Source organism: Neorhizobium galegae, from assembly GCF_021391675.1.
In the GTDB taxonomy this organism is placed as follows: domain Bacteria; phylum Pseudomonadota; class Alphaproteobacteria; order Rhizobiales; family Rhizobiaceae; genus Neorhizobium; species Neorhizobium galegae_B.
On record NZ_CP090095.1, the window covers coordinates 2517321 to 2542219 of the forward strand.

Sequence of the window (24899 nt, forward strand, 5' to 3'; positions counted from 1 at the left end):
TCACTTTACAGGGGCTTGTCTCTGTCGCATCCATTCCAGCGGTTTTGAACTGTACGCGAGCAGCGCGTCAAGGAGGATCGATGGCCAAACAGAAAGTAGCAATGCTGACCGCAGGAGGCCTCGCGCCTTGCCTGTCTTCCGCCGTCGGCGGCCTGATCGAGCGCTACAACGACGTCGCGCCCGACATCGAACTGGTCGCCTACCGCTCCGGTTATCAGGGCGTTCTCCTCGGCGACCGCATCGAAATCACCGAGGACATGCGCGAAAAGGCCCATCTGCTGCACCGCTACGGCGGCTCGCCGATCGGTAACAGCCGCGTCAAGCTCACCAATGCCGCAGACTGCGTCAAGCGCGGCCTCGTCAAGGAAGGTGAGAACCCGCTTCGCGTTGCAGCCGACCGGTTGGCGGCCGATGGGATCACCATCCTCCACACGATCGGCGGCGACGACACCAACACGACAGCGGCCGACCTAGCCGCCTATCTCGGCGCCAACGGCTACGATCTCACCGTCGTCGGCCTGCCGAAGACTGTCGACAACGACATCGTGCCGATCCGCCAGTCGCTCGGCGCCTGGACGGCTGCCGAAGTCGGGGCCACTTTCTTCGACAACGTTTCCAACGAGCAGAGTGCCGCTCCTCGCACATTTGTGATTCACGAAGTGATGGGACGTCACTGCGGCTGGCTTACCGCCGCGACCGCACGGGCCTATATTCAGAAGACCAAGGGCAATGAATATGTCGAGGGCTTCATGATGAACAGCGCGATGAAGAACATCGACGGCGTCTACCTGCCCGAGATGGCCTTCGACCTCGACAAGGAGGCCGCACGCCTCAGGGACGTCATGGACAAGCGCGGCTTCGTGACCTTGTTCGTCTCGGAAGGTGCCGGCCTCGATACGATCGTCGCCGAGCGGGAAGCCGCAGGCGAATCGATCAAGCGCGACGCGTTCGGCCATGTTAAGATCGACACGATCAATGTCGGCGGCTGGTTCCAGAAGCAGTTCGCGGCGCTGATCGGCGCGGATCGCTCGATGGTGCAGAAATCCGGCTATTTCGCCCGTTCGGCGCCGGCAAACGGCGACGACCTGCGCCTCATCCAGGGCATGGTGGATCTCGCCGTCGAAAGCGCGCTGAACAAGGTTTCGGGCGTCACCGGCCACGACGAGGAACAGAACGGAAAACTGCGCACGATCGAATTTCCCAGAATCAAGGGTGGAAAACATTTCGATCTGACGGCAAAATGGTTCGGCGAAGTGATGGATCATATCGGCCAGCCCTTCGAAGCGGCTTGAGACAGGAAATTAGCGGGCGCCGTTCATGGGCGTCCGGGAGGAAATGGAATGACGGCTGACATCTGGTTCGCTTTTGCTGCGACCGCGATATTTCTCGCCCTCCTTCCAAGCCCCCTTGCTTGCCTCACCGCCAGCTTCTCGCTCCAGCGCGGTCGCCGCACGGCGATCGCCACGGTTCCGGGGCTTGCCGTCGGAATGTCGGCGGCCCTGATCGTGGCGATGATCCCCATGGCCCTGATCGCCGTCTATCTTCCCAAGTTCATCGACGTGATCTCCTGGGCAGGGCTCGGTTATCTGATGCTCTATGTGATCTGGTCATATCAGGACCCGCGAATCTCCGGCCCGATGGCCGACAACGACAATCTTCCCGAATGTCGGGCAGCGCGAATCTTCGGATGCCTGTTCGGCAAATCCGCCTTCCGGGCGCGTTATGCCGTCGTCCTTGCAGCCGTGCTCGCCCAGTTCGTCGATCCCGACCGCTCCCTCCTGCCCCAGCTTCTCGAAATGCAGGCGACCTTCCTTGTCTGCGCCGCGTTTGGAGCCGGAATTCACGTGCTTTTCCCGCGCCGCGTGCTCCCACCGCCGGCGGCGGCCCGCCAACCTCAACTCCGCCTCACGCAAGCCCCAGACCCGCTTCATTTCGCGGCGCGCGGTCACAGCCGGCTATCGCCGGATCGCCGCCTGACGTTCTCCGTCTTGCCGGACGCCGCCCCATAGGTTAATGAAAACACTCTTTTGGTGGCGTTTGGGCGGACTGGGGTAACCATTTTTTCATGAAAGCGACCCAATGGCGATAATCCGATTCCTCGGCCGCGGGACGGCTGTGGCTTGCGCCGTTTCTTCGGTTCTCGCCGGATGTTCGAGCGTCGAACGCGAGCAGAAGCTTGCAGCGACACAGACGGTTGTCCCGACCAGCGGCCAGGCAACCGGACCCGTCCAGACGGCCTCCGCGGATGGCCAGACGACCATCCAGTACAAATCCGATCTCCCCGTAAACGGGCAGGCCCAGACCGCAGGCCAGATGACACCTCCGGGAGTTCAGGTCGCCTCGGTCGCCCAGACGGTGGGCACGCAGCCGACCGTGGCGCTCGCCAAGACCGCAAGACTTCCCGTTCCGGTGCCGGTCTACGCCGATGCGATGTCCGTTCAGTCCGCCGCAATGGCATCGCCCACCATGGCGCCGCTCGTCGCTTTCGCGCCCGGCCCGGCGATGATGTCGCCGCCCGTTGCTCCGACCACCTCGACAATTCTCGCTTCGGCCCAGCCGGCGAGCCTTGCCACGCCGAAGGGCGGACGCCTCGTGTCGCCTCCGATCGCACCAGCGGTCAGCGAAGGCAAGATCCAGCCGGCGGCAGCTTCGGCGATCGCGCTGGACGAACGGGAACTGACACCGGACATGGTCGCGCTGCAGACCGTCGTGCCGACCCCGCGCCCGGACACTGCGACGCTCGCCTATGCGGCGCAGCCGAGAGCCGTTGCCGCCTTGTCCGCCGTGGAATTCCCGCCGGCTCCCGGCGAACCGATGCCGTCCACGGCCACCGGTGCGCCGCCCGAATTGAGCAAGCTCATCAAGCGTTATGCCGGCATGTACGGCGTGCCGGAATCGCTGGTGCACCGCGTCGTGCATCGGGAAAGCAAGTACGATCCCAAGGCCTATCACAAGAACGGCTATTGGGGCCTCATGCAGATCAAGTATTCGACCGCCAAGTCCATGGGCTACGAAGGCCCGCCGGCCGGCCTGCTCGACGCCGAGACGAACCTCAAATACGCGATCAAATATCTGCGCGGCGCCTGGCTCGTCGCCGACAACAGAAACGACAATGCCATCAAGCTCTATGCGCGCGGCTATTATTACGACGCCAAACGCAAGAACATGCTGGACGTCCTGGAGAAATAGCCGGGCCGAAATGCCTTGACTGAAAAAGTTCAGCGGCGCCTCAGGGCGCCGTTGTTGCTTTCACGACCTCGGCGACCAGCCGCTTCGGATCGTAGCGGTTCCAGCTCGGCGTCAGTCCGAGTCTCACCACCACGAGATCGAGGGACGGGATGACCGTGATGGTCTGCCCGTCATGCCCCTGCAGGAAAAACGTATCCGCCGGCATGCCCGGATCGTCCTTGCCCGGCAGCCAGGTCTGCATCTTCGAATAACGCCCGCCCGACGTTGCGTTGGCCTGGTGCATCAGGGCGACGAAACCTTCCGGAAGGATCCGGTTGCCGCTCCAGACGCCGTCACGGGCAAGCAGGAGCCCCATCCGGGCCCAGTCCCGCGCGGTCGCATACATATACGAGCTGCCGACGAACGTGCCGGCCGCATCGGCCTCCATGACGGCGCTTTCCATGCCGAGCGGGCCGAACAACGCGTTGCGGGGATAGGACAGCGCCGCGGCTCTGTCGCCGATCCGGTCCATCCAGATCTTCGAGAGCATCACGGCCGTGCCGGAAGAATAGCCGAACCGCGTGCCGGGGTCGGCCTCCAGCGGCTGATCGGCCGCGAAATTCGCCATGTCCGGTTCGAGATAGAGCATGCGGGTGACATCGGCGACCGTGCCGTAATTCTCGTTGAAGGCAAGTCCGCTTTCCATGGCGGCGAGGTCGGCAATCCGGATATCGCCGCGCTGGTTGCCCTGCCATTGCGGGAACAGGCCTCTGTCGTCCAGCGAGAGCTTTCCGTCTCGAATGAGCGTCCCGAGGATCGCGACGTTCACGGTCTTGGTCATCGACCAGCCGAGCAGCGGCATATCCTTGGAAAAACCGGTCGAATAGGTCTCGCCGACAATCCGTCCCCGCTTGACCACGACCACCGCCCGAAGGCCCGGACCGGCAAGACCGGCATCTGAAAGAAGCCGCACAACCGACGGATCGGATTCGACTTTTCCGCCTTCCGGCCAAAGCACGGACGGATCGAGTGACGTAACGGCAGGCACCGGAACGCCGACAACAGCGGCCGGCGTGCCATCGGGGACGACGGCGCAGCCGAGCCCTTCGCGATAGACCGCGTCGTTGCCGGCAAAAATGCCGAGCAGCGCTGCATGAACACGCTTTTCCGTTCGATCGACGGAGACCCGCATCAATCTCAGAAGTGGATGACCCGGAGCCTGCACATCGACGGCGAGGACCTCGCTGCTGTCGCGGCCGGCAAGGAAGACGTTCGAGCAGACCATCTTGGCCGAATAGCCGCTGCCGACCCTCAGCAGTTCCGGCGGGGAGGTATAGAGCCAGATCCCGAGCCCGATCAGGCCGACGACGATGACGCCGCAGAGGATTTTTACGAACCGCACCAACAACCGCATGCCTGCCTCCATTTCACGGCCGCATGCAATCAGGATTCTCGACGCCAAGGAAGGGGCGTTCGGCCGCCTGGGGCCTATTGCAAGACTAGACACAGGCCTCGTCATCAATCTGTAGCATGACGGGTTTACACGCGCTGAAACTCTGGACAAGGCGGGACTCGACCATGGCGGATATTGCACAGGAAGCCGGTTTTCGGAAAAACCAGAAGCTCAAGGACGCGCTTCTGCAGCATAAAGCACTGTCTCGGCAGGGTTTTTCAGAAAGGCTTTTCGGCCTGCTGTTCTCCGGTCTCGTCTATCCGCAGATCTGGGAAGACCCGGAAGTCGACATGACCGCCATGGAGCTTTCCGGCGAGCATTCGATCGTCACCATCGGCTCCGGCGGCTGCAACATGCTGGCCTACTTGTCCCGTTCGCCGAAGAAGATCGATGTGGTCGACTTGAACCCGCATCACGTCGCGCTGAACCGCCTGAAGCTCGCCGCCTTCCGCCATCTGCCGGGCCACGGCGATGTCGTGCGCCATTTCGGCATGGACGGCATCCGCACCAACAGCAAGAGCTACGACGCCTTCATCGCCCCGAACCTCGATACAGCGACCCGCGCCTACTGGGACAAGCGCTCGCTCGCTGGCCGCCGCCGGATCGAAGTGTTCGACCGCAATATCTACAAGACCGGCCTGCTCGGCCGCTTCATCGGCGCCGGCCACCTGATCGCCCGCCTGCACGGCATCAATCTGACCGAAATGGCCAATGCCAAGTCGCTGCGCGAACAGCGCCAGTTCTTCGACGGCAGCATTGCTCCGCTGTTCGACAAGCCGCTGATCCGCTGGATCACCAGCCGCAAGAGCTCGCTGTTCGGCCTCGGCATCCCGCCGCAGCAATATGACGAGCTGGCAAGCCTCGCTTCCGACGGCTCGATCGCCCCGGTCCTGCGCCAGCGCCTTGAAAAGCTCGCCTGCCACTTCCCGCTGCGCGACAACTATTTCGCCTGGCAGGCCTTCGTGCGCCGTTATCCGAAGCCGGAGGAAGGCACGCTACCGACCTACCTCAAGGCCGAAAACTACCGCGCCATCCGCGACAGTGCCGAGAGCGTCACGGTCCATCATGCCAGCTTCACCGAGCTTCTGGCCCAGAAGGCAGCCGGTTCGGTCGATCGTTACGTCCTGCTCGATGCGCAGGATTGGATGAACGACGAGCAGCTCAACGACGTCTGGTCGGAAATCACCCGCACGGCCGCCCCCGGCGCCCGCGTGATCTTCCGCACCGCCGCCGAAAAGAGCGTGCTCGACGGTCGCCTCTCGCCGGCCCTGCTCGATCAGTGGTCCTATCTGGAAGAGCGCTCCAACGAGCTCAACCTCGAGGATCGCTCGGCGATCTACGGCGGTTTCCACATCTATGTGAAAAAAGCCTGATGACGACGGATATGGCGAGCAGCCCCCTGTCGAATGGCCACGCCGAGCGCATGGACCGGATGTACCGGTATCAGCGCCATATCTACGACATCACCCGCAAATATTACCTGTTCGGCCGCGACCGGGCGATTGCGGGATTGAATCTCCCGCCGAATGCCTCGCTGCTCGAAGTCGGCTGCGGCACGGGCCGCAACCTCGCGCTTGCCCACCGGCAATATCCGGCGGCCAGGCTCTACGGCCTCGATATCTCCGCCGAGATGCTGGAAAGCGCCCGGGCCAATTTTCGCGGCAAGCCGATCATCCCGGAATTTCGCGTCGCCGATGCCACCAATTTCAAAGCGGAAGAGTTCGGTGCGACCGGCTTCGATCGCATTCTGATTTCCTACGCCCTGTCGATGATTCCCGACTGGGAAAAGGCGATCGATGCCGCGCTTGCGGCTTTGGCGCCGCAGGGCTCCCTCCATATCGTCGATTTCGGCCAGCAGGAACGGCTGCCGGGCTGGTTCGGACGGTTCCTGAAGGCCTGGCTCATGCGTTTCCACGTCACGCCGCGGCCAGACCTGCACGAAGTGCTGGAAAGCAAGCTTGCCGCCGCCAATGCCGACATGATCTTCGAGGAAATCGGCCGGGGTTACGCCTGGCATGCTGTCATCCGTCGCCGCGGCTGAAGCGTTGGGCTCCGGCATCTCCGGCGTGAAATCCTCTTGCCCTAACCGATTTTTTACGACGTTATGGTGAATATGGAGTTCATGCCTCCCTGTGTTGCGTCGAACGGGGCAAGAGGCTTCCACGTCGACACTACACGGGATGTTCATGCCTCGGCTCCTTCTGGCCCTCCTTGCCACCGCGCTCCTTGCCACGGGATGCACATCCTCAAGCTATGACCTGATGGAAACGTCATCGGTCAAGAAGATGCGGTTCAAGGACAGTGACCCGCAGGATTTCGGTAAAACTCACCCTGGGCTCCACGAGGTCCACGGCATTGACGTCTCCAAGTGGAACGGCACCGATATCGACTGGCCCGCCGTGAAAAAATCCGGCATCGCCTTCGTCTTCATCAAGGCGACGGAAGGCAAGGATCGCATCGATTCGACCTTCGAGCTGAACTGGCGAGGCGCTGCATCGGCCGGCATTCCTTATGCGCCCTATCATTTCTATTATTTCTGCTCGACGGCCGACGAACAGGCCGATTGGTTCATCAACAACGTGCCCAAGGACGCGGTGAAGCTGCCGCCGGTGCTCGACATGGAATGGAACCACTCCTCGCCGACCTGCAAGACCCGCCCCGATCCAGAGACCGTGCGCGCATCCATGCAGCGCTTCATGGACCGCGTCGAGGCCTATTACGGCAAGCGGCCGATCATCTATACGTCGGTGGATTTCCACCGGGACAATCTGGTCGGCGCCTTCAGCAACTACCACTTCTGGCTCCGCGCCGTCGCGCAGCATCCGACCAAGATCTACCCGGATCGCCGCTGGGCTTTCTGGCAGTATACCTCGACGGGCGTCGTGCCGGGCATCAAGGGCGAGATGGATATCAACGTCTTTGCGGGCACCTCCAAGAACTGGCACAACTGGGTTGCGGCAGTCTCAAAGTAAACCCCACCCACCTGGCAAATAGGTATCTGGCAATGTGTGAGCGGTTGCGATAAAAACTGCGCCAACACGGCTGCCGTCCACGTTTCGGTCACAAAATTTTCCGAGATCGGACGGCGCTTACTCAGATTCTAGGAACGCCGAATGTCCGCTCGCTTTGCCCGCCGCCTCGCCCTTGCCTCCGTCATCACCAGTTGCCTTGCCTCCACCGCCCTCGCCCAGGCCTCGGCTCCCGCCTGCGGCGGCGATCTCGGCGCCTTCCTCGACGGCGTCAAGGCGGAAGCCATTTCCAAGGGCGCGGCGGCAGGTGCGGCGGATGAAGCGCTCGCCGGCGCCCAGATCGATCAGAAAGTTCTGTCCCGCGACCGGGCTCAGGGCGTCTTCCGCCAGACCTTCCTCGAATTTTCGCAGCGCACCGTCAGCCAGGCGCGCCTCGACATCGGCCGCCAGAAAATCAAGCAGTATGCGGAGGTCTTCGCCCGCGCGGAAAAGGAATTTGGCGTGGCGCCCGGCGTCATCACCGCCTTCTGGGGGATGGAGACCGATTTCGGCGCCGTGCAGGGCGATTTCAACACCCGTAATGCACTGGTGACACTCTCGCACGACTGCCGCCGCCCGCAGCTTTTCCGCCCGCAGCTGATCGCCCTGATCGAGATGGTCCAGCACGGCGACCTCAATCCTTCCACCAACACGGGCGCATGGGCCGGCGAGATCGGTCAGGTGCAGATGCTCCCCGAGGATATTATCGCGCACGGCGTCGATGGTGACGGCGATGGCCATATCAACGTCAAGACCAGTTCCCCCGACGCTATCCTCACGGCCGCAAAATTCATCCAGAGCATGGGCTTCAAGCCTGGCCAGCCGTGGATCCAGGAAGTGACGCTGCCGGAGAACCTCCCCTGGGACAGGTCCGGCCTCGGCAACGAGATCCCGGCCAGCGAATGGTTCAAGCTGGGTGTCACCCCGCGCGACGGCGTGACCAACTTCGGCAACCTGCCCGCGGCCCTCATCCTTCCGCAGGGTCGCAAGGGGCCGGCCTTCCTGACCTATCCGAACTTCAACATCTATCTGGAATGGAACCAGTCGTTCATCTACACGACCTCGGCCGCCTATTTCGCAACCCGGCTTTCGGGTGCTCCGACCTATCTGAAGGGCACGCCGGACCAGGGCCTGGACGACACCGGCATGAAGGCGCTGCAGACCAAGCTGGAAGCGCTCGGCCACAATATCGGCAAGGTCGATGGCATCCTGGGGTCGGGCACGCGCCAGGCCGTCCAGAAGGAACAGGCCCGCCTTGGCCAGCCGGCCGACGGCTGGCCGACCCTGACCCTGCTCTCCGCGCTCTGAAATACATGTCGCCGCCCGACCGAAATCGGGTGGCGACTCGCGGATCATAGGATTATTCCCCTGACCTTGACCGCGAGGGGGATTTTGCATGACAACCGCCGCCATTCCGAAGCCCAGCGCCACCGCCTGGGCCCTGATCCTGCTGCTCGGGCTGATCTGGGGCGGATCCTTCTTCTTTGCGCGCGTCGCAGTCGTGGAAGTGCCGCCCTTCACCCTCGTCTTCCTGCGCCTGTTCCTGGCAGCAGCGGCGCTGCACATCTATCTGCGCGGCAGGTTCGGGCTCTACGCGACGCTTAGAACCCACTGGCGGTCCTTCCTCGTCATGGGCTTCATCAACAACGCCCTTCCCCATACGCTGATCTTCTTCGGCCAGACCGAGATCGGCGCCGGTCTCGCCTCGATCCTCAACGCGACCACGCCGATCTGGACGGTGCTGATCGCCAATCGCTGGACGGCCGACGAAAAACTGACACCCGCAAAAATCGCGGGCTGCCTTGCGGGTCTTGCCGGGACGGCCGTGCTGATCGGTCCGGGCGTCACGGCGGCCGCGCCGCTCTGGGCGCTGATCCTGCCGATCCTTGCGGCAATCTCCTACGGAGTGGCCGGCACCTACGGCAAACGTTTCCGCGGGCTGCCCGCGCCGGTCAGTGCCACCGGACAACTCACGGCCTCCAGCCTGATGATGCTGCCCGTATCGCTGCTCGCCGACCAGCCCTGGGCGCTGCCCGCCCCGTCGACGCACGCCGTCCTTGCAATCCTCGCCCTGGCGCTCCTGTCGACCGCCTTCGCCTATCTCCTCTATTTTCGGATCCTTGGGATGGCCGGCGCAACGAATGCCTCTCTGGTGACGCTCGTCGTCCCCCCGAGCGCGATCCTTCTCGGCGCGCTTTTTCTGGGCGAAAGATTGGAGGCAACCGACCTCGTCGGCATGCTGCTGATCGGTTTCGGCCTGGTCCTGCTCGACGGAAGGCTCCTTCGCAGGCGCAGCAATTCGCCGTCCAGCGCGTCGTAACGGGTCGAAACCATCACGGAATATGTCAGAAGTTAACAGCCGTACACGGCTTTTTAACTCTACGGAAATTAAGATTAACGGATGATTTACACCGAGTAATCAATAGCTTACGCGATTACCGCCGAGGCGAACCGGACAAATCTGCGGCACTGCAGCACAGAAACACGCTTCCCAACCGGCACAAAACCGACATAAAGTCTGCCCGTCAACGCAAGGAGGCAGACATGGGACGTACATACTCTCTCAATGTCTTGGTAGTCGGTGCAGCGTTTGTGTTTGTGGCATCCATGCTCTTCATTTGAGCGCCACCAGTTCCACTACCAGTTCAAGATATCGCATCCACGACCGTTTGATAATCAGCACTTCCGGTGAAAACGCATGCTCCTTTCGTAGGAGCATGCGTTTTTTTCAACGCGCTCAGGCGGCGGCAGTACGCGGGGTGCGGATCTGCCGACGGCCAAGCCGCTGCAGGACAGCGGATACGAGCGGCGCACGGTTCATCGTGTAGATGTGGAAGTCGCCAAGGCCGCGGCGGATCAGATCCTCGATCTGTTCGGCGGCAATGTCGGCAGCCACGCTGGCGCGATCCTCGGGCTTGTCGTCCAATCCTTCGAAACGGGCATCCAGGAAAGACGGAACCGAGGAACCGCAGCGGCCGGCGAAACGCTTGAGCTGGGTCAGGTTCTGGATCGGCATGATGCCCGGCACGATCGGGATGGCGATGCCGGCGGCCCGGACCTTTTCGAGGTAACGTTCAAAGATGTCGTTGTCGAAGAAGAACTGGGTGAGCGCCCGGGCAGCACCTGCATCCACCTTGCGCTTCAGCATCTCGATGTCTGCGGCGAGATCCGCACTTTCCGGATGCTTTTCGGGATAGGCGGAGACGGAAATGTCGAAACCGCCGAGTTCGGTCAGGCCGCGCACCAGATCTGCCGCGTTGGCATAACCCTGCGGATGCGGACGATACTCGGTGCCGATACCGCTCGCCGGATCACCGCGCAGGGCGACGATATGGCGGATGCCGGCGGCGCGGTAATCGGCAACGACCGAATGGGTCTCTTCGCGCGTGGCATCGACGCAGGTCAGGTGTGCGGCGGTCGCAAGCGAGGTCTCGCCGACCAGGCGGCGCACCGTGTTGATCGTCGGCGCCTTGGTCGAACCGCCCGCACCATAGGTGACCGAGACGAACCTCGGATCCCAGAGCGCCAGTTCATCGACCGTATCCCAGAGCTGGCCCTCCATCTCCTCCGACTTCGGCGGGAAGAATTCGAAGGAAACGCTGAAAGTTTCGCTATCGGCGGTCATTGGTTCAGCTCCCTTAAAGGACGGTTTGCGATTGGGCAGATGCATGATGGGCGGCGATCAGCAGGCGGCGATCACGGGCAAGCCAGACGGTGGCCGTCAGGCCGCCTTCCTTGCCGGAACCAAGATCGATCGCCTGCTCGACTTCGAGGCCCACCTTCTCGAGCCATTCCGCCATCACCTGATGGGAGAAGCCGAGACGCACATGGGCATGCTCGTTGCGCAGGTATTCGAGCGTATGGGGTGCGAGATCGACGATCAGCAGGCGGCCGCCCGGACGCAGCACGCGGGCTGCCTCGGCGATCGCCAGTTCAGGCTGGTCGAGGAAGTGCAGCACCTGGTGGACGGTGATCAGGTCGAAATCCTGGCCTTCGAGCGGCAGGTTGAGAATGTCGCCATGGCGGACCGACGCCTTCACGATGCCGGCCTTGTCGAGGTTGGAGCGGGCGACCGAAAGCATGTCGCGGCTCGCGTCGATGCCGACGGCGCGACGGTAGATGTTGGACAGAAGCTGCAGAATCCAGCCGGTGCCGGTGCCGAGATCGAGGAGCGCATCGACGGGCGCCGGGCCGATCAGTTTGAGCAGCGCCGATTCGACGGCCGCGTCGCTGATATGCAGGCGGCGAAGCTCGTCCCATTCGGAAGCGTTGCGGCTGAAATACGCCTGGGCGCGTTCGGCATGCTGGCGCTTGACCATCGTCAGCCGCTCGCTGTCGCGAAGCAGCACCGGGTCTTCCTCGGAAGCAGCGGCAAGCAGCGTCCTGATCAGCGTTGCCGCCTTGCCTTCCTGCCTCAGCCGGAAATAGGCCCAGGCGCCTTCCTGATAGCGATCGATCAGCGCCTCTTCGGCAAGCAGCTTCAAATGCCGAGAAATGCGCGGCTGCGACTGGCCCAGGATTTCGGTAAGATCGGTGACGGTGAGATCCCCGGCAGCGAGAAGCGCAAGCAGGCGGAAGCGGGTCGGCTCGCCGGCTGTTTTCAGTACGTCTACCAGGGTGTCGAGCGCCAATCCCATTCAGCCGCATCCTTACGCAATCAAGATATAAAGATATGTTTATATGGTTTTGCCATTCTATGCAAGCGGCAACTGATGAATCCGACGAGGTCGCCTGAAACGCAGAAGGCGGCCGAAGCCGCCCTCTTTAAGTTTTGTTGGTGCCAGGAAGATCAGAATTCTTCCCACTCGTCGGCGGATTGCGCGAGGGCCGTATTTCCACGGGAAACCGGAGCGCGCGCCGGCGCCGGACGGCTTGGTGCAGCAGCGACCGGGCGCGATGCCGGAGCTGCCGGCGCGCGCATGCGGCTTGCCGTCTCGCGAAGCTGGCCCGAGGCGCTGCCACCGAGCTGGAAGTGCGAGAGGAGATCGCTGAGCTTGCCGCTCTCCTGGGCAAGGCCGGCGCCTGCGGCGTTCATCTCTTCGACCATGGCGGCATTCTGCTGGGTCGACTGGTCCATGTGGTTGACGGCGGTGTTGACCTGCGCAAGGCCGACCGACTGTTCCTGTGCCGCGATTGCGATCGCATCCATGTGACCATTGACGGTCTGAACCAGTTGCTCGATGACGCTGAGCCCCTCGCCGGTCTCGCTGACGAGCTTGACGCCTTCGCTGACCGCAACCGCCGAGTTGGAGATCAGCGACTTGATTTCCTTGGCGGCGTTTGCCGAGCGCTGGGCGAGTTCGCGGACCTCCTGTGCGACGACCGCAAAACCCTTGCCGGCTTCGCCGGCACGCGCCGCTTCCACGCCGGCGTTCAGCGCCAGCAGGTTGGTCTGGAAGGCGATCTCGTCGATCACGCCGATGATCTGGCCGATCTGCTGCGACGACTTCTCGATCCGTTCCATGGCAGAAACCGCGTTGCGGACGACCTGGCCCGAATGGTCCGCGCGGGTCCGTGCGTCGCGGACGACGTCGCGAGCCTCGCCGGTGCGCTTCGAGGTCGAAACGACGTTGGCGGTGATCTCCTCGAGTGCTGCTGCTGTTTCTTCCAGCGAAGCAGCCTGCTGCTCGGTGCGCTTCGACAGGTTGTCGGAGGCGTCGGAGATTTCCTTCGAGCCGCTGGTGACGGTGGAAACCGAATTGCCGACGCTGAGCAGCGCGTCGCGCAGCTGGCGGACCGAGGTATTGAAGTCGTGGCGCAGTCCTTCGAACTGCGGCGCAAGCGCTTCATTGACTTCGCAAAGCATGTCGCCGGCGGCAAGCCGCCGCAGGTTTGCGGCAAGGGCGCCTGTCGCCTGGGAGAGGCGTGCTTCCGCTTCCGCCTCCGTCTGCTGCTGCAGTTCGAGACGCTCGGCCTCCGAGCGGCGGCGCGTGCTTTCGGCCTCGGATTCGAGCTGGCGGTTGCGAATGGCGGCCTGGCGAAAAATCTCGACCGAGCGCGCCATCTCGCCGATGCCGTCCTTGCGGTCCGCGTAAGGGATCGCGTCATCCGTATTGCCCGAAGCGAGGCTTGCCATGCGATCGCCGATCTTGCGGATCGAGCCCGACAGGCTACGGGCGATGAGAACGCTGAGCGCGATGACCGCGACAATGAAGAACCCGAGCGATGCGAACATCACTTGCAGGCTGGATGCGGCCGAGGACGATTTATCATCACCAAGGTTCTTGATGTCGGCGGCCGCCTGATCGATCAAGGCGCCGGTGTATTCGCGACGCTTGTTCATCGCATTGGTCCAGGTGTCGAAATCGCCAGGAGCCGGCGTATAGCCCTTGTACGTTTCGATACCCTTCAGCGTGTTCGCAATCAGCACGCCGTCGGCGGTCTGCCAATAGGCGTCGAACTTCGCGACGACGTCCGGAGACGAAAGATTGCGAAACGGCTTTTCGAAGATGCGGGTCTGCTGACGGCCCTGCATGTAGCGCGCGACTTCTTCGGGGGCGAGCGTGCCGTTCTTGCTATACTGCTGACCCATGCGGTTGATGATCGCGTAGCCGTTGTTCACCTGAACCAGCGACTGATAACCGTCGAGATAACGCGCCAGTTCGCGGTCTTCCGTGAGGCTCGCAACGCGGCCGATAATGTCCAGGCCCCGCTCGGAGACCGGGCTTACATATTGCGCCGAGAGAAGCTGATTGGTGTCGCCGCCATCGATCTTGGCGCGATATTCACCCATGCGCGCATAACGTTCCTCCAGCGACCTGGCGAGGTCACGCAGGCCCGGCTCGCTATAGCCATTCGCGTCGATCTGCTTGTGGAGTTCGACGACCTTCCTCTGCGCGGCGTCCAGCTTGCTCCGCGCGTCGGGGCGTTGCGCCGGCGCCACTGAGCTTTCCAGCGGAATGGCATTCATGAGATCGCCCGCGGCCAGCGCGAGCCTTTCAAGCACGACCGCACGATTCAATTCGCGGTACTGGGCATAGGCATCCAGGCTCGAAAGCGCACCCAGCGTAATGACAGCCAGAAGCGGAATGGACGCGAGAAGCGTCAAAGACATACGGAAAGGCAAGCGCTCGATGAGACGCAGCATAAATAAACCCTCGAAATGGCCCCGTCGTCATGACAGCGTATAAGGCCCGCAAATCATGGACCTTCCCCGAGGGCGAAATTGCGCCGCAATCTTTGCAATTGTCTTGATTAGCTCACACAAGAAATCCCCCTAAATTTGGGGGTGCGAGATTTAGCATTTATTAACCTGCCCAGAATGCAAAACCCCGGCAAAGCCGGGGTTCTAACTTAGACAAAGCTAAAAGATATTAACGAGTCAGGCGCTTGTGGGCCTGGCTGCCCGGGTTGAGGGCGTCGGGGCCGAGGCGGCGGACCTTGTCCTGTTCATAGTCCTCGAAATTGCCTTCGAACCACTCCACATGGCCGTCGCCTTCGAAGGCGAGAATATGCGTCGCCAGGCGGTCGAGGAACATGCGATCATGGCTGATGATGATCGCGCAGCCGGCAAAGTTTTCCAGCGCGCTTTCGAGCGCACCCAGCGTTTCCGTATCGAGGTCGTTGGTCGGTTCGTCGAGGAGCAGAACGTTGCCGCCGGCCTTCAGCATCTTGGCAAGGTGAACGCGGTTGCGCTGGCCGCCCGAGAGATTGCCGACCTTCTGCTGCTGGTCGCCGCCCTTGAAGTTGAACGCACCGCAATAGGCGCGGGAGTTCATGTCGAACTTGCCGAGCTTGATGATTTCGGCGCCGCCAGAGATTTCCTCCCAGACGGTCTTGTCGGCAGCAAGCGCATCGCGGCTCTGATCGACATAACCGAGATGGACCGTCTCACCGATACGGACCGTGCCGGCATCCGGCGTTTCCTGGCCGGTGATCATCCGGAACAACGTGGTCTTGCCGGCGCCGTTCGGGCCGATGATGCCGACGATGCCGCCCGGCGGCAGCTTGATCGACAGGTCGTTGATCAGCGTGCGGCCCTCGAAGCCCTTGGTGATGCCTTCCATCTCGATGACCACCTGGCCGAGACGCTCGCTGACCGGGATGATGATCTGCGCGTCGCCGGGACGCTGCTTGTCGGCGGCCTCCACCAGCTGTTCGTAGGACTTGATGCGGGCCTTGGATTTTGCCTGACGCGCCTTCGGGCTGGAAGCGATCCATTCCTGTTCGCGGCTGATCGCCTTCTGGCGGCCTGCCTCTTCCCGGTTTTCCTGCTGCATGCGCTTGGCCTTGGCAAGCAGGTAGGCCGAGTAATTGCCTTCGTAAGGAATGCCGCGGCCGCGGTCGAGTTCGAGGATCCAGCCGGTGACGTTGTCCAGGAAGTAGCGATCGTGGGTGATCATCATCACGGCGCCCGGATAATCGCGCAGATGCTTTTCGAGCCAGGCGATGGTCTCGGCGTCCAGGTGGTTGGTCGGTTCGTCGAGCAGCAGCAGGTCTGGCTGCGACAGCAGGAGACGGCAGAGAGCGACGCGGCGGCGCTCACCGCCCGACAGGCTGGTGACTTCCGAATCGCGCGGCGGGCAGCGCAGCGCCTCCATGGCCATCTCGACCTGGCTTTCCAGATCCCAGAGGTTCTGGCTGTCGATGACGTCCTGAAGCTTGGCGCCCTCGTCCGCTGTCTCGTCGGAATAGTTCATCATCAGTTCGTTGTACCGGTCGAGGACGGCCGTCTTCTTGGCGACGCCTTCCATGACGTTCTCGAAAACGGTCTTGGACGCATCGAGATGCGGCTCCTGCTCCAGGTAACCGACGGTCGCGCCTTCTGCGAGCCAGGCTTCGCCGGTATATTCCTTGTCCTGCCCGGCGATGATGCGCAGCACGGTCGACTTACCGGCGCCGTTCGGGCCGAGGATACCGATCTTGGCATCGGGGTAGAAAGACAGATTGACGTTCTCAAGGATTTTCTTGGCGCCGTAGGACTTGTTGAGTCCCGACATGTGATAGATGAACTGACGTGCCATGGATAAAAGTGCTCCGGGGGGATTTCGGTTTGCCGCTATGTAGGCGAATTGGGAGCCGGGAGCAATGCGCGAACGGTCGAGGGAGCGAGGATGTTCGACGAAACGAGGCGGTTCTCGAGCCCGACGGGCGCGAACCTTGCCTATCATTACCAACCGGCGACTGAGCCGGCCAACGCCATCCTGCTGATCTCACACGGGCTTGCCGAGCATTCCAGGCGTTATAAGGCTTTTGCCGAGACGATGGCCGGGCACGGCTTCCATGTCTACGCCTTCGACCATCGCGGCCACGGCGAGACGACGGCGCCGGACGCGCCGATCGGCCGTTTTGCCAGGTACGACGGCGTCGATCTGGTGCTGGAGGACGTCAAGGCCATGCGTGACATGGCAACTAGTGCCCATCCCGGCCTGCCGGTGCTGCTCTTCGGCCATTCCATGGGCGGCCTGATCGCGCTCAACGCCTCCGTCGATCATCCCGAAAGCTTCGATGCGGTTGCGGTCTGGAATTCCAACTTCCATCCCGGCCTCGCGGGCCGCGCCGCCCAGGTGATCCTGCGCATCGAAAAAGCCTTGAAAGGCTCCGACGTGCCGAGCGGGCTTCTGCCGAAACTCACGTTTGGCGCCTGGGGGAAATCGATTGCCGGTCACCGCACGGAATTCGATTGGCTGAGCCACGACCCGGAAATCGTCGACGCCTATATCGCCGATCCGCTCTGCGGCTTCGACGCCAGCGTCTCGCTGTGGCTCGACCTCTTCGAACTCACCTTCCGTGCTCCGAAGATGACCGATCGGCTGGCGAAAACCCTGCCGATCCACCTGATCGGCGGTGCGGAAGACCCGGCAACCAATGGCGGCCGCGAAATCCTGTGGCTCTCGGAGCATTTCAAGCGCAGCGGCTTTTCGAATGTCACAACCAAGATCTGGCCCGGCACGCGCCACGAAACGCTGAACGATACGGTGCGGGCACGCGCCACCGCCGAGTTCGCCGCCTGGGCCAGAGCCGCCCTGCCCGTCCCGGCGCCGGCGATCTGAATCGGCAGTCACTATCAAACGGCCCTTCATATCAAACGGCCCTGCATATCAAACGGAATGAGTTCATGACATTTAATCAAGTGCTTCCGGGGCCGGTCCCGGCTATAGGAAATTCATGAATTCGTCGCCCGCAAGCCTTGCCGCATCAGCCCCGAACCGGATCGTCAACGGTATGGGTCTGATGCTGATCGCCATGCTGATCGCCCCTTTTATCGACATCTTTTCCAAGCTTGCGACCGATACCGCGTCGCCCACCTTCATCACCGCCGCCCGCTTCGTCTTCCAGGCGCTCTGCATGCTGCCGATCGTGCTGTGGAACGGTTACTGGCGGGCATTTTCCTGGCGGCTCAGCGTCTTCCATGCGATCCGCGCGACCCTCATCACGGTCTCGATGGTCTGCTTCGTGGCGACCCTGGCGGTCATGGAAGTGGCCGATGCAATCGCCATCTTCTTCGTCGAACCGATCATCCTCACCGTGCTTTCCAGCATCTTCCTCAAGGAGATCATCGGCTGGCGGCGTTATACCGCCTGCGCGGCCGGCTTCGTGGGCGCCATGATCGTCATCCGCCCGAGCTTCCAGGAGATCGGCTTCGTGGCGCTGCTGCCGATCGTCACCGCCTTCTGCGTGGCGATCTTCGCGATCCTGACGCGGGCGCTGGCGCATCGCGAAGACCCGTGGTCGATGCAGTTCCAGATGGCGCTCTGGGGAATTCCGATCTCCGCCATTCTGCTCTTTGTCGGCGATAGGACCGGTATCGCCTTCCTGGCACCCTCCATACCGGACTGGACGACACTGCTGTGGCTCGCGGGCGTCGGCGCTTTCGCAGCGCTGTCGGGCATCCTTGCCGTCTATGCCTATCGGGCCGCGCCGGCATCCGTGATTGCACCGCTGCAATATTTCGAGATCGTCTCGGCGACGCTGTTCGGCTGGCTGGTTTTCGGGGACTTCCCCGATCCGGTCAAATGGCTCGGCATTTCGATCATCATCGGCTCCGGCCTCTACATCATCTGGCGCGAACGCCGCGTAGCCTCCATGAAGCCGGTAACCAGCACCGCCAAGTCAACCGTGACCCCGTGACATGACCCAGACACCCAAAAAACCGCCGCTTACCGGCATCCGCGTCATCGAGCTCGCCCGCGTGCTTGCCGGTCCCTGGGCAGGCCAGATGCTGGCCGACATGGGCGCCGACGTCATCAAGGTGGAAAACCCCGACGGCGGCGACGACACCCGCGCCTGGGGGCCGCCCTTCGTCGAGGGCAAGGACGGCGAGAACCTGTCCGCCGCCTATTACCACGCCACCAATCGCGGCAAGCGCTCGATCGCCGTCGACCTGAAGACCGAGGAAGGCCAGGACATCGTCCGCCGGCTGGCAGCGACCGCCGACGTGCTGATCGAGAACTTCAAGCTCGGCGGCCTCGTCAAATACGGCCTCGACTACGAGAGCCTGAAAAAGATCAATCCCAAGCTGATCTATTGCTCGATCACCGGTTTCGGCCAGAACGGCCCCTACGCCAATCTCGCCGGCTACGACTATATCGTCCAGGGCATGTCGGGCTTCATGTCGATCACCGGCGAGCCCGACGCCCAGCCGATGAAGGCGGGCGTCGCGATCGCCGACATCTTCACCGGCATCTACGCGGTGACCGCCATCCAGGGCGCGCTGATCCATGCGATGAAGACCGGCGAAGGCCAGCATGTCGACATGGCACTGCTCGACGTTCAGGCCGGCATCCTCGCCAACCAGAACATGAATTACCTGGTTTCCGGCGAGGCGCCGGTGCGGCTCGGCAATGCCCATCCGAACATCAGCCCCTATGAGGTCGTGCCGACCGAAGACGGTCACCTGATCCTCGCGGTCGGCAATGACGGCCAGTTCCGCCGGTTGTGCCGCATCCTCGGCATCGACGGGATGGCCGACGACGAGCGTTTCGCCACCAACAAGGCGCGCGTCGCCAACCGCGTCGAAGTGCGCCGGCTGATCCTGGCGCAGACATCGAAATGGAAGAAGGCCGAGCTGCTCGCCGCTTGCGGCGACAATGCCGTGCCGGCAGGGCCGATCAATTCGATCGCCGAAATGTTCGACGACCCGCAGGTCAAGGAGCGCGGGCTCCGAATCGACCTCGAAGCGGCCGACGGCACGGTCATTCCGGGCGTGCGCAGCCCGATCGTGCTGTCGGAAACGCCGCTTGTCTATCACCGGCCGAGCCCGGCGCTTGGCGAACATACCGCAGACGTGCTGGCGCAACTCGATCAAATCGAAAAAGAGGGGAGAGAAAAAAAATGAACACCGTCATGAAGACCGGAGGGCAGCTCATCGTCGAGGCGCTGAAGGCGAACGGCGTCAAGCGCATCTCCTGCGTTCCGGGCGAGAGCTATCTCGCCGTGCTCGACGCGCTGTATGAAAGCGGCATCGAGGTGCTCGTCTGCCGCCAGGAAGGCGGTGCCGCGATGATGGCCGACAGCTGGGGTCGTTTGACCGGCGAACCGGGCATCTGCATGGTGACCCGCGGTCCCGGCGCCACCAATGCCTCCGCCGGCCTGCATATCGCCAAACAGGATTCGATCCCGATGATCCTCTTCGTCGGCCAGATCGCCCGCGAGATGAAGGAGCGCGAAGCCTTCCAGGAAGTCGAATACCGTCGCGCCTTCACCGAATTCGCCAAATGGGTCGGCGAGATCGACGATGCCCGCCGCATTCCCGAATTCGTCACCCGCGCCTTTGCGGTCGCCACCTCGGGCCGCCCCGGTCCGGTCGTGCTGACGCTGCCGGAAGACATGCTGGTCGAAGAGGTCGAGGCAGTCGACGCGCGCGCCTACATGCCGGTCGAAAGCCATCCCGGCAAAAGCCAGATCGCCGCATTCGAAACCATGCTCAGGAACGCCGAGCGTCCGATGTTCATCCTCGGCGGCACCCGCTGGAGCGAGCAGGCGGTTGCGGACTTCGCGGATTTCGCCAGCCGCTTCAAGGTGCCCGTAGGCTGCTCCTTCCGCCGCCAGATGCTGTTCGATCACCTGCATCCCTCCTATGCCGGCGATGTCGGCATCGGCATCAACCCGGTGCTCGCCAAGGCGGTGAAAGAGGCGGATCTGCTGGTCCTGCTCGGCAGCCGCATGTCGGAAATGCCCTCCTCCAGCTACACGCTGATCGATATCCCCTATCCGAAGCAGAAGCTCGTCCATGTCTTCCCCGATCCGGAGGAACTCGGCCGCATGTACCGGCCGGATCTGGCGATCTGCGCCGCTCCGGCGGAATTCGTCGCCGCGCTGAAGGATCTCGAACCGCCGGCCGCCCCGATCTGGGCCGAACGGAAATCGGCGCTGCACGACGCCTATCTGAAATGGTCGACACCGCCCGAAACCGGCCCCGGCGCCGTGCATATGGGTCCGATCATGCAATGGATCGAGGAAAACACGCCCGATACCGCGATCTTCACCAATGGCGCCGGCAATTACGCCACCTGGCTGCATCGCTTCCACCGCTTCCGGAAATACAACACCCAGTCCGCCCCGACCTCCGGTTCGATGGGCTACGGCCTGCCGGCCGCGGTTGCTGCAAAACAGCTGTTTCCGGAGCGCGAAGTCGTCTGCTTTGCCGGCGACGGCTGCTTCATGATGCACGGTCAGGAGTTCATCACCGCCGTCCGCTATGGACTGCCGATCATCACCGTGCTCGTCAACAACGGCATCTACGGCACGATCCGCATGCACCAGGAGCGGGAATATCCGGGCCGCGTCAGCGCCACCGACCTCGTCAACCCGGATTTCGTCGCCTATGCCAAGGCTTTTGGCGGGCACGGCGAACTGGTCGAGAAGACGGAGGAGTTCGGTCCGGCCTATGAGCGGGCGCGAGCAAGCGGCAAGCCTTCGATCATCGAGGTCCGGCTCGACCCGGAAGCGATCACGCCGACGCGGACACTGACCCAGATCCGCGAAAAGGCATGAAACAGAAAAAGCCGGCCTATCAGAGCGATAGGCCGGCTTTTTGATTCGGATCGGCAGCGATCAGATCGCAGCCGTGACGATGAACTCGACCTTGTATTTCGGCGCAGCGAGCTTGGCTTCGCTGGTGGCGCGGGCCGGCGGGTTGGCCGGGTCGATCCAGCCTTCCCAGACGGCATTCATTTCGCCGAAATAGGCGATGTCCGAGAGGTAGATGATCGTCTGCAGGATCTTCGACTTGTCGGAACCGACGGCTGCCAGCAGGCGGTCGACTTCGGCGAGCGCGTCCTTGCACTGGTCGGTGACACTCTCACCTTCGCCGACCTGGCCGGCCAGATAGACGGTGTTGCCGTGGACGACGGCGCCGCTCATGCGGGCGGCCGGCTCGATACGCTGGATGCTCATGGAATTCTCCTCAAAAAAATTGAGCTTCGGGAAAAGACCCCGCGCGAAAAAACACGAGGCCGCGGAAAATCTTCAGCCGCGCAGATGCTGGCTCTTTTCGTAGATCGCCGTCGAACGGGCGCCGGACCGGCAGAAGCCGAGCATCGGGCGCGGGAATTCGTCCAGCGCATCGACCATCGCGTTGATGCCCTGTTCGTCGACGCCCATGCGTCCGACCGGGATGTGGCGGATGTCGAGGCCGAGTTCCTGAGCGCGGGCCTCGATCTCGGCAAAGTGCGGCTGGCCCGGCTCTTCGTCGTCCGGACGATGGCAGACGACCGACTTGAACCCCATGGCCTTGACCTGGTCGAGATCCTCGACGGTGATCTGGCCGGTGACGGAATACTCGTCGTTGATCTGGCGGATATCCATGGCTTGAGCCCTCCGTTCCGATTGAGGCGCCAGCATTACGACGGTGCCGCCCGGGCGTCAATCGGGCGACGGTCGCCGGACGGCAGGTCTCAGACGAAACAGAAGCGCAGGCCGTATTCGACGCTTTCGCCGGGTTTGACGAAGCCGAGTTCTCCGTTTGCCGCCAGTTCCTGGCGGCTTGCCAGGCGATGTGAAACCGGCTCTATCCCAAGCACATGCGCCGGCGCCTTCTGGTTCCGCCAGACCTGCAGATGCGCAAGCGTATCGGTCCTGAACTTCACCTTCAGCGTCAGTCCGCCGATCGCTGCGATCGGACCGAGCGCAATCTCGGCCCACTGCTCGCCCTCGGGCGCCGCCGGGACGCAGAATATGCCGCCGGTCTCGCCTCCAAAGGTCCAGGGGAAGCCACCGTTGTCGAGCATCGCGCCACTCAGCCGGACCCGGTCGTCGAACAGCCAGGCGCCGATATTCATGTGGTACATATGCACCCGCGCGAACGGCTTCGAGCCGGTATTGGTGACCTTGTCCGACAGGCTCACCTCGCCCGTCGCCCCGTCGATCCGCCAGTGGCGTTCGAGGAAGGCCGTCTCACCGGTCGCAAGGGTCAGCGGCACGCGGGCACGGCACTCCGCATCCGGCCCTTGCGCATCCCAGAACAGGATTTCGGCGGGGTGGGAAGAGAAGGATCCGTGCAGCGGATATTTCCGGCCGTCGGAGGCGCCTTCGATCGCCTCCGGATGACGGATATGATCCGGCCCGCAGGTGAAGAGAAAGCCTTCGAGCGAGTGATCGATTCGCGGATCTCCGTCGTCCGGAATGGCACGGCCCGGAGCAAGGTCCACATCGCCGATGAAACAGCCTCCGATATCGAGAACGGAGCTCTCGTCGAGGAAAATCCTCGGTCCGTTAGCGGCGGAAAAAGCCTTCATAATCATTCCCTTCACGGTTTCGTCAAAACTTCTAACCGATCGTGACGTGAATTTAACGGTGTGTTCATGACGAATTCACTTTTTCCACACTACGGTCAAATTTAACTTGTCTGTGGCGACAGGCGAACGGGCGGGAACCAATGTCCGATTTCCCGATTACGTTTAAGTAGGAAACAAGGAAGTCGGTGACATCGTGAAGCGGCTATTTTTTGCATGCGCAAGTCTGGTGATCTTGACCGCGGCACAGGGAATTCCCTCCGCCGAGGCGCAGAACCGCTACGGCCGCTATCCCTCGGAAACAATGCTCGTCGCTCCTGACGGCTCGATCCTGGACTACGTGCCCGACCGCGGCGACGTCATCATCAGCCGTGACGGCATGGGGCGCCGCGTCCTCATCGACCATTTCGGCAATGTCGTCGCAACCGAGGTCCGCCAGGAAACTTATCGCCCCAACCGGACGCAGGAATATCCGCCCGTGCCGGGCGGTTACCGGTCTCTGCGCGATTCGGGCGGCTATCAGCAGGGTGCGGGCGGTTATCGCGATTACCGCGAATACCGGCCGGGCGAACCCGGGGCCGTTACCGGCGGGATCCCGGGGCAAGGCTCGGTCAGCCGCATGCCGCTGGATGATCAGGCCCTTCCCGGCGCCGACACCGGCTATCCGCAGGAAGCCTCGATCGAACCGGACCAGCGGCCGGCGGAAACGCTTCTGCCGCAGAAACCGATCATCACCGTCACCAAGAAACCGCAGGCCCAGATCGCGGCACTTCAGGTTTTCCTGGACCGTGAAGGCATCTCGCCCGGCGTCATCGACGGCCATCTCGGCGACAACGTCAACAAGGCGATCGCCGCCTGGCAGGAAATGACCGGCGAGACGCTCGATCCGAACAATTCCGAGGACATCCTGCAGCGGCTGACCTATTCGGGCGGCCTGCCCATCATCGATTATACGATCACGCCGGCCGATGCCGCCGGTCCCTATGTCGCGTCGATCCCGGAAGACTACGCGCATAAATCGCAGCTTCCGGCGATGTCCTATATGTCCGTGACCGAAAAGCTCGCCGAGCAGTTCCACATGGACGAAGGTTATCTCAAGGCGCTCAATCCCGGTGTCGATTTCACCATCCCCGGCTCGACCATCAAGGTCATCAATCCCGGCCAGCCGAAGGCCGGTCAGGTCACCCGCATTCTCGCCGACAAAGCCAGGAAACAAGTCTTCGCTTACGGCGCGGACGGGCGCCTGATCGCCGCCTATCCGGCCACCATCGGCTCGACCGATACGCCTTCACCGACCGGAACCCATACGGTCGAACGCATAGCGCTCGATCCCGGTTACACCTACAATCCGAAAATCAATTTCAAGCAGGGCAATAACGACCAGATCCTGCAGATCCCGCCGGGTCCGAACGGCCCGGTCGGTACGGTCTGGATTGCGCTCTCGAAGCCCACCTACGGCATCCACGGCACGCCGGAACCCTCCAAGATCGGCAAGACCAACAGCCACGGCTGCGTCCGCCTGACCAACTGGGATGCAAGAGAACTCGCCAAGATGGTCAAGCCCGGCACGACGGTCGAGTTCACCGAGTAAGATCC

General features: G+C 62.5%; 21 protein-coding genes. 13 read left to right on the forward strand and 8 right to left on the reverse strand.

Annotated features, from left to right (window positions below):
• Nucleotides 1-80 precede the first annotated feature (80 nt).
• The 3 genes from LZK81_RS12570 to LZK81_RS12580 all read left to right on the forward strand — a co-directional run bounded on the left by LZK81_RS12570 (nt 81) and on the right by LZK81_RS12580 (nt 3189).
• Nucleotides 81-1292 (forward strand): pyrophosphate--fructose-6-phosphate 1-phosphotransferase, encoded by a 1212-nt coding sequence (locus tag LZK81_RS12570; protein WP_233953494.1) that lies wholly within the window; start codon nt 81-83, stop codon nt 1290-1292.
• Nucleotides 1293-1340: 48 nt separating this feature from the next.
• Nucleotides 1341-2009: a LysE family translocator gene (locus LZK81_RS12575; RefSeq protein ID WP_233953495.1), complete on the forward strand. Its 669-nt coding sequence runs from the start codon at nt 1341-1343 to the stop codon at nt 2007-2009.
• Between the two features lie 70 nt (nt 2010-2079).
• On the forward strand, nt 2080-3189 hold the full coding sequence (locus tag LZK81_RS12580; RefSeq protein ID WP_233953496.1) for a transglycosylase SLT domain-containing protein: 1110 nt from the start codon (nt 2080-2082) through the stop codon (nt 3187-3189).
• Between the two features lie 40 nt (nt 3190-3229).
• On the opposite strand, the gene LZK81_RS12585 is transcribed toward LZK81_RS12580, so the two are convergent.
• A complete protein-coding gene (locus tag LZK81_RS12585; RefSeq protein ID WP_233953497.1) occupies nt 3230-4582 on the reverse strand; it encodes a serine hydrolase domain-containing protein in 1353 nt (450 codons plus the stop codon).
• A gap of 164 nt (nt 4583-4746) precedes the next feature.
• Between LZK81_RS12585 and LZK81_RS12590 the strand changes: the two genes are divergently transcribed.
• From LZK81_RS12590 to LZK81_RS12610, 5 genes are all read left to right on the forward strand, one after another.
• A complete protein-coding gene (locus LZK81_RS12590) occupies nt 4747-5994 on the forward strand; it encodes a DUF3419 family protein (RefSeq protein WP_233953498.1) in 1248 nt (415 codons plus the stop codon).
• On the forward strand, nt 5994-6662 hold the full coding sequence (locus LZK81_RS12595) for a class I SAM-dependent methyltransferase (protein WP_233953499.1): 669 nt from the start codon (nt 5994-5996) through the stop codon (nt 6660-6662). Before LZK81_RS12590 ends, LZK81_RS12595 begins: the two co-directional genes overlap by 1 nt.
• A gap of 145 nt (nt 6663-6807) precedes the next feature.
• Entirely contained in the window at nt 6808-7593 is a 786-nt protein-coding gene (locus tag LZK81_RS12600; protein ID WP_233953500.1) for a glycoside hydrolase family 25 protein, read from the forward strand.
• 141 nt (nt 7594-7734) lie between these two features.
• Nucleotides 7735-8937: a lytic murein transglycosylase gene (locus LZK81_RS12605; protein ID WP_233953501.1), complete on the forward strand. Its 1203-nt coding sequence runs from the start codon at nt 7735-7737 to the stop codon at nt 8935-8937.
• 88 nt (nt 8938-9025) lie between these two features.
• Nucleotides 9026-9949: a DMT family transporter gene (locus LZK81_RS12610; protein WP_233953502.1), complete on the forward strand. Its 924-nt coding sequence runs from the start codon at nt 9026-9028 to the stop codon at nt 9947-9949.
• A 417-nt stretch (nt 9950-10366) separates the two neighbouring features.
• Here LZK81_RS12610 and metF read toward each other — a convergent pair whose 3' ends face one another.
• From metF to ettA, 4 genes are all read right to left on the reverse strand, one after another.
• On the reverse strand, nt 10367-11254 hold the full coding sequence (gene metF / locus LZK81_RS12615) for a methylenetetrahydrofolate reductase [NAD(P)H] (RefSeq protein WP_233953503.1): 888 nt from the start codon (nt 11252-11254) through the stop codon (nt 10367-10369).
• A 13-nt stretch (nt 11255-11267) separates the two neighbouring features.
• Nucleotides 11268-12266, reverse strand: coding sequence for an ArsR/SmtB family transcription factor (locus tag LZK81_RS12620; protein ID WP_233953504.1), 999 nt, complete (start codon nt 12264-12266; stop codon nt 11268-11270).
• 152 nt (nt 12267-12418) lie between these two features.
• The gene (locus tag LZK81_RS12625) at nt 12419-14716 is read right to left on the reverse strand and encodes a methyl-accepting chemotaxis protein (protein WP_233953505.1); all 2298 of its coding nucleotides are present in this window, start codon (nt 14714-14716) and stop codon (nt 12419-12421) included.
• 226 nt (nt 14717-14942) lie between these two features.
• A complete protein-coding gene (gene ettA / locus LZK81_RS12630; RefSeq protein ID WP_038587644.1) occupies nt 14943-16592 on the reverse strand; it encodes an energy-dependent translational throttle protein EttA in 1650 nt (549 codons plus the stop codon).
• A gap of 90 nt (nt 16593-16682) precedes the next feature.
• Between ettA and LZK81_RS12635 the strand changes: the two genes are divergently transcribed.
• The 4 genes from LZK81_RS12635 (at nt 16683) to LZK81_RS12650 (ending at nt 21564) form a co-directional block, all read left to right on the forward strand.
• The gene (locus tag LZK81_RS12635) at nt 16683-17621 is read left to right on the forward strand and encodes an alpha/beta hydrolase (protein WP_233953506.1); all 939 of its coding nucleotides are present in this window, start codon (nt 16683-16685) and stop codon (nt 17619-17621) included.
• A gap of 115 nt (nt 17622-17736) precedes the next feature.
• Entirely contained in the window at nt 17737-18699 is a 963-nt protein-coding gene (locus LZK81_RS12640) for a DMT family transporter (protein ID WP_233953507.1), read from the forward strand.
• Nucleotide 18700: 1 nt separating this feature from the next.
• Nucleotides 18701-19906, forward strand: coding sequence for a CaiB/BaiF CoA transferase family protein (locus LZK81_RS12645; RefSeq protein WP_233953508.1), 1206 nt, complete (start codon nt 18701-18703; stop codon nt 19904-19906).
• Nucleotides 19903-21564, forward strand: a complete 1662-nt coding sequence (locus tag LZK81_RS12650; RefSeq protein ID WP_233953509.1) for a thiamine pyrophosphate-binding protein — start codon at nt 19903-19905, stop codon at nt 21562-21564. Before LZK81_RS12645 ends, LZK81_RS12650 begins: the two co-directional genes overlap by 4 nt.
• A gap of 60 nt (nt 21565-21624) precedes the next feature.
• Here the strand turns inward: LZK81_RS12650 and LZK81_RS12655 are convergent, their stop codons facing one another.
• From LZK81_RS12655 to LZK81_RS12665, 3 genes are all read right to left on the reverse strand, one after another.
• Nucleotides 21625-21966, reverse strand: coding sequence for a RidA family protein (locus LZK81_RS12655; protein WP_233953510.1), 342 nt, complete (start codon nt 21964-21966; stop codon nt 21625-21627).
• Between the two features lie 72 nt (nt 21967-22038).
• Entirely contained in the window at nt 22039-22377 is a 339-nt protein-coding gene (locus LZK81_RS12660) for a TIGR01244 family sulfur transferase (protein ID WP_233953511.1), read from the reverse strand.
• Nucleotides 22378-22466: 89 nt separating this feature from the next.
• A complete protein-coding gene (locus LZK81_RS12665) occupies nt 22467-23306 on the reverse strand; it encodes a DUF4432 family protein (protein ID WP_233953512.1) in 840 nt (279 codons plus the stop codon).
• Nucleotides 23307-23499: 193 nt separating this feature from the next.
• Here LZK81_RS12665 and LZK81_RS12670 point away from each other — a divergent pair, with 193 nt between their 5' ends.
• Nucleotides 23500-24894 carry a L,D-transpeptidase gene (locus tag LZK81_RS12670; protein WP_370649337.1) on the forward strand — a complete coding sequence of 465 codons (1395 nt, stop codon included), beginning with the start codon at nt 23500-23502 and terminating at the stop codon, nt 24892-24894.
• The last annotated feature ends 5 nt before the right edge of the window (nt 24895-24899 follow it).

Excerpts from the sequence above, each read along its gene's own strand:
- LZK81_RS12570 (WP_233953494.1), top strand. The coding sequence starts at position 81 with ATGGCCAAACAGAAAGTAGCAATGCTGACCGCAGGAGGCCTCGCGCCT.
- LZK81_RS12575 (WP_233953495.1), top strand. The coding sequence starts at position 1,341 with ATGACGGCTGACATCTGGTTCGCTTTTGCTGCGACCGCGATATTTCTC.
- LZK81_RS12580 (WP_233953496.1), top strand. The coding sequence starts at position 2,080 with ATGGCGATAATCCGATTCCTCGGCCGCGGGACGGCTGTGGCTTGCGCC.
- LZK81_RS12585 (WP_233953497.1), bottom strand. The coding sequence starts at position 4,582 with ATGCGGTTGTTGGTGCGGTTCGTAAAAATCCTCTGCGGCGTCATCGTC.
- LZK81_RS12590 (WP_233953498.1), top strand. The coding sequence starts at position 4,747 with ATGGCGGATATTGCACAGGAAGCCGGTTTTCGGAAAAACCAGAAGCTC.
- LZK81_RS12595 (WP_233953499.1), top strand. The coding sequence starts at position 5,994 with ATGACGACGGATATGGCGAGCAGCCCCCTGTCGAATGGCCACGCCGAG.
- LZK81_RS12600 (WP_233953500.1), top strand. The coding sequence starts at position 6,808 with ATGCCTCGGCTCCTTCTGGCCCTCCTTGCCACCGCGCTCCTTGCCACG.
- LZK81_RS12605 (WP_233953501.1), top strand. The coding sequence starts at position 7,735 with ATGTCCGCTCGCTTTGCCCGCCGCCTCGCCCTTGCCTCCGTCATCACC.
- LZK81_RS12610 (WP_233953502.1), top strand. The coding sequence starts at position 9,026 with ATGACAACCGCCGCCATTCCGAAGCCCAGCGCCACCGCCTGGGCCCTG.
- metF (WP_233953503.1), bottom strand. The coding sequence starts at position 11,254 with ATGACCGCCGATAGCGAAACTTTCAGCGTTTCCTTCGAATTCTTCCCG.
- LZK81_RS12620 (WP_233953504.1), bottom strand. The coding sequence starts at position 12,266 with ATGGGATTGGCGCTCGACACCCTGGTAGACGTACTGAAAACAGCCGGC.
- LZK81_RS12625 (WP_233953505.1), bottom strand. The coding sequence starts at position 14,716 with ATGCTGCGTCTCATCGAGCGCTTGCCTTTCCGTATGTCTTTGACGCTT.
- ettA (WP_038587644.1), bottom strand. The coding sequence starts at position 16,592 with ATGGCACGTCAGTTCATCTATCACATGTCGGGACTCAACAAGTCCTAC.
- LZK81_RS12635 (WP_233953506.1), top strand. The coding sequence starts at position 16,683 with ATGTTCGACGAAACGAGGCGGTTCTCGAGCCCGACGGGCGCGAACCTT.
- LZK81_RS12640 (WP_233953507.1), top strand. The coding sequence starts at position 17,737 with ATGAATTCGTCGCCCGCAAGCCTTGCCGCATCAGCCCCGAACCGGATC.
- LZK81_RS12645 (WP_233953508.1), top strand. The coding sequence starts at position 18,701 with ATGACCCAGACACCCAAAAAACCGCCGCTTACCGGCATCCGCGTCATC.
- LZK81_RS12650 (WP_233953509.1), top strand. The coding sequence starts at position 19,903 with ATGAACACCGTCATGAAGACCGGAGGGCAGCTCATCGTCGAGGCGCTG.
- LZK81_RS12655 (WP_233953510.1), bottom strand. The coding sequence starts at position 21,966 with ATGAGCATCCAGCGTATCGAGCCGGCCGCCCGCATGAGCGGCGCCGTC.
- LZK81_RS12660 (WP_233953511.1), bottom strand. The coding sequence starts at position 22,377 with ATGGATATCCGCCAGATCAACGACGAGTATTCCGTCACCGGCCAGATC.
- LZK81_RS12665 (WP_233953512.1), bottom strand. The coding sequence starts at position 23,306 with ATGAAGGCTTTTTCCGCCGCTAACGGACCGAGGATTTTCCTCGACGAG.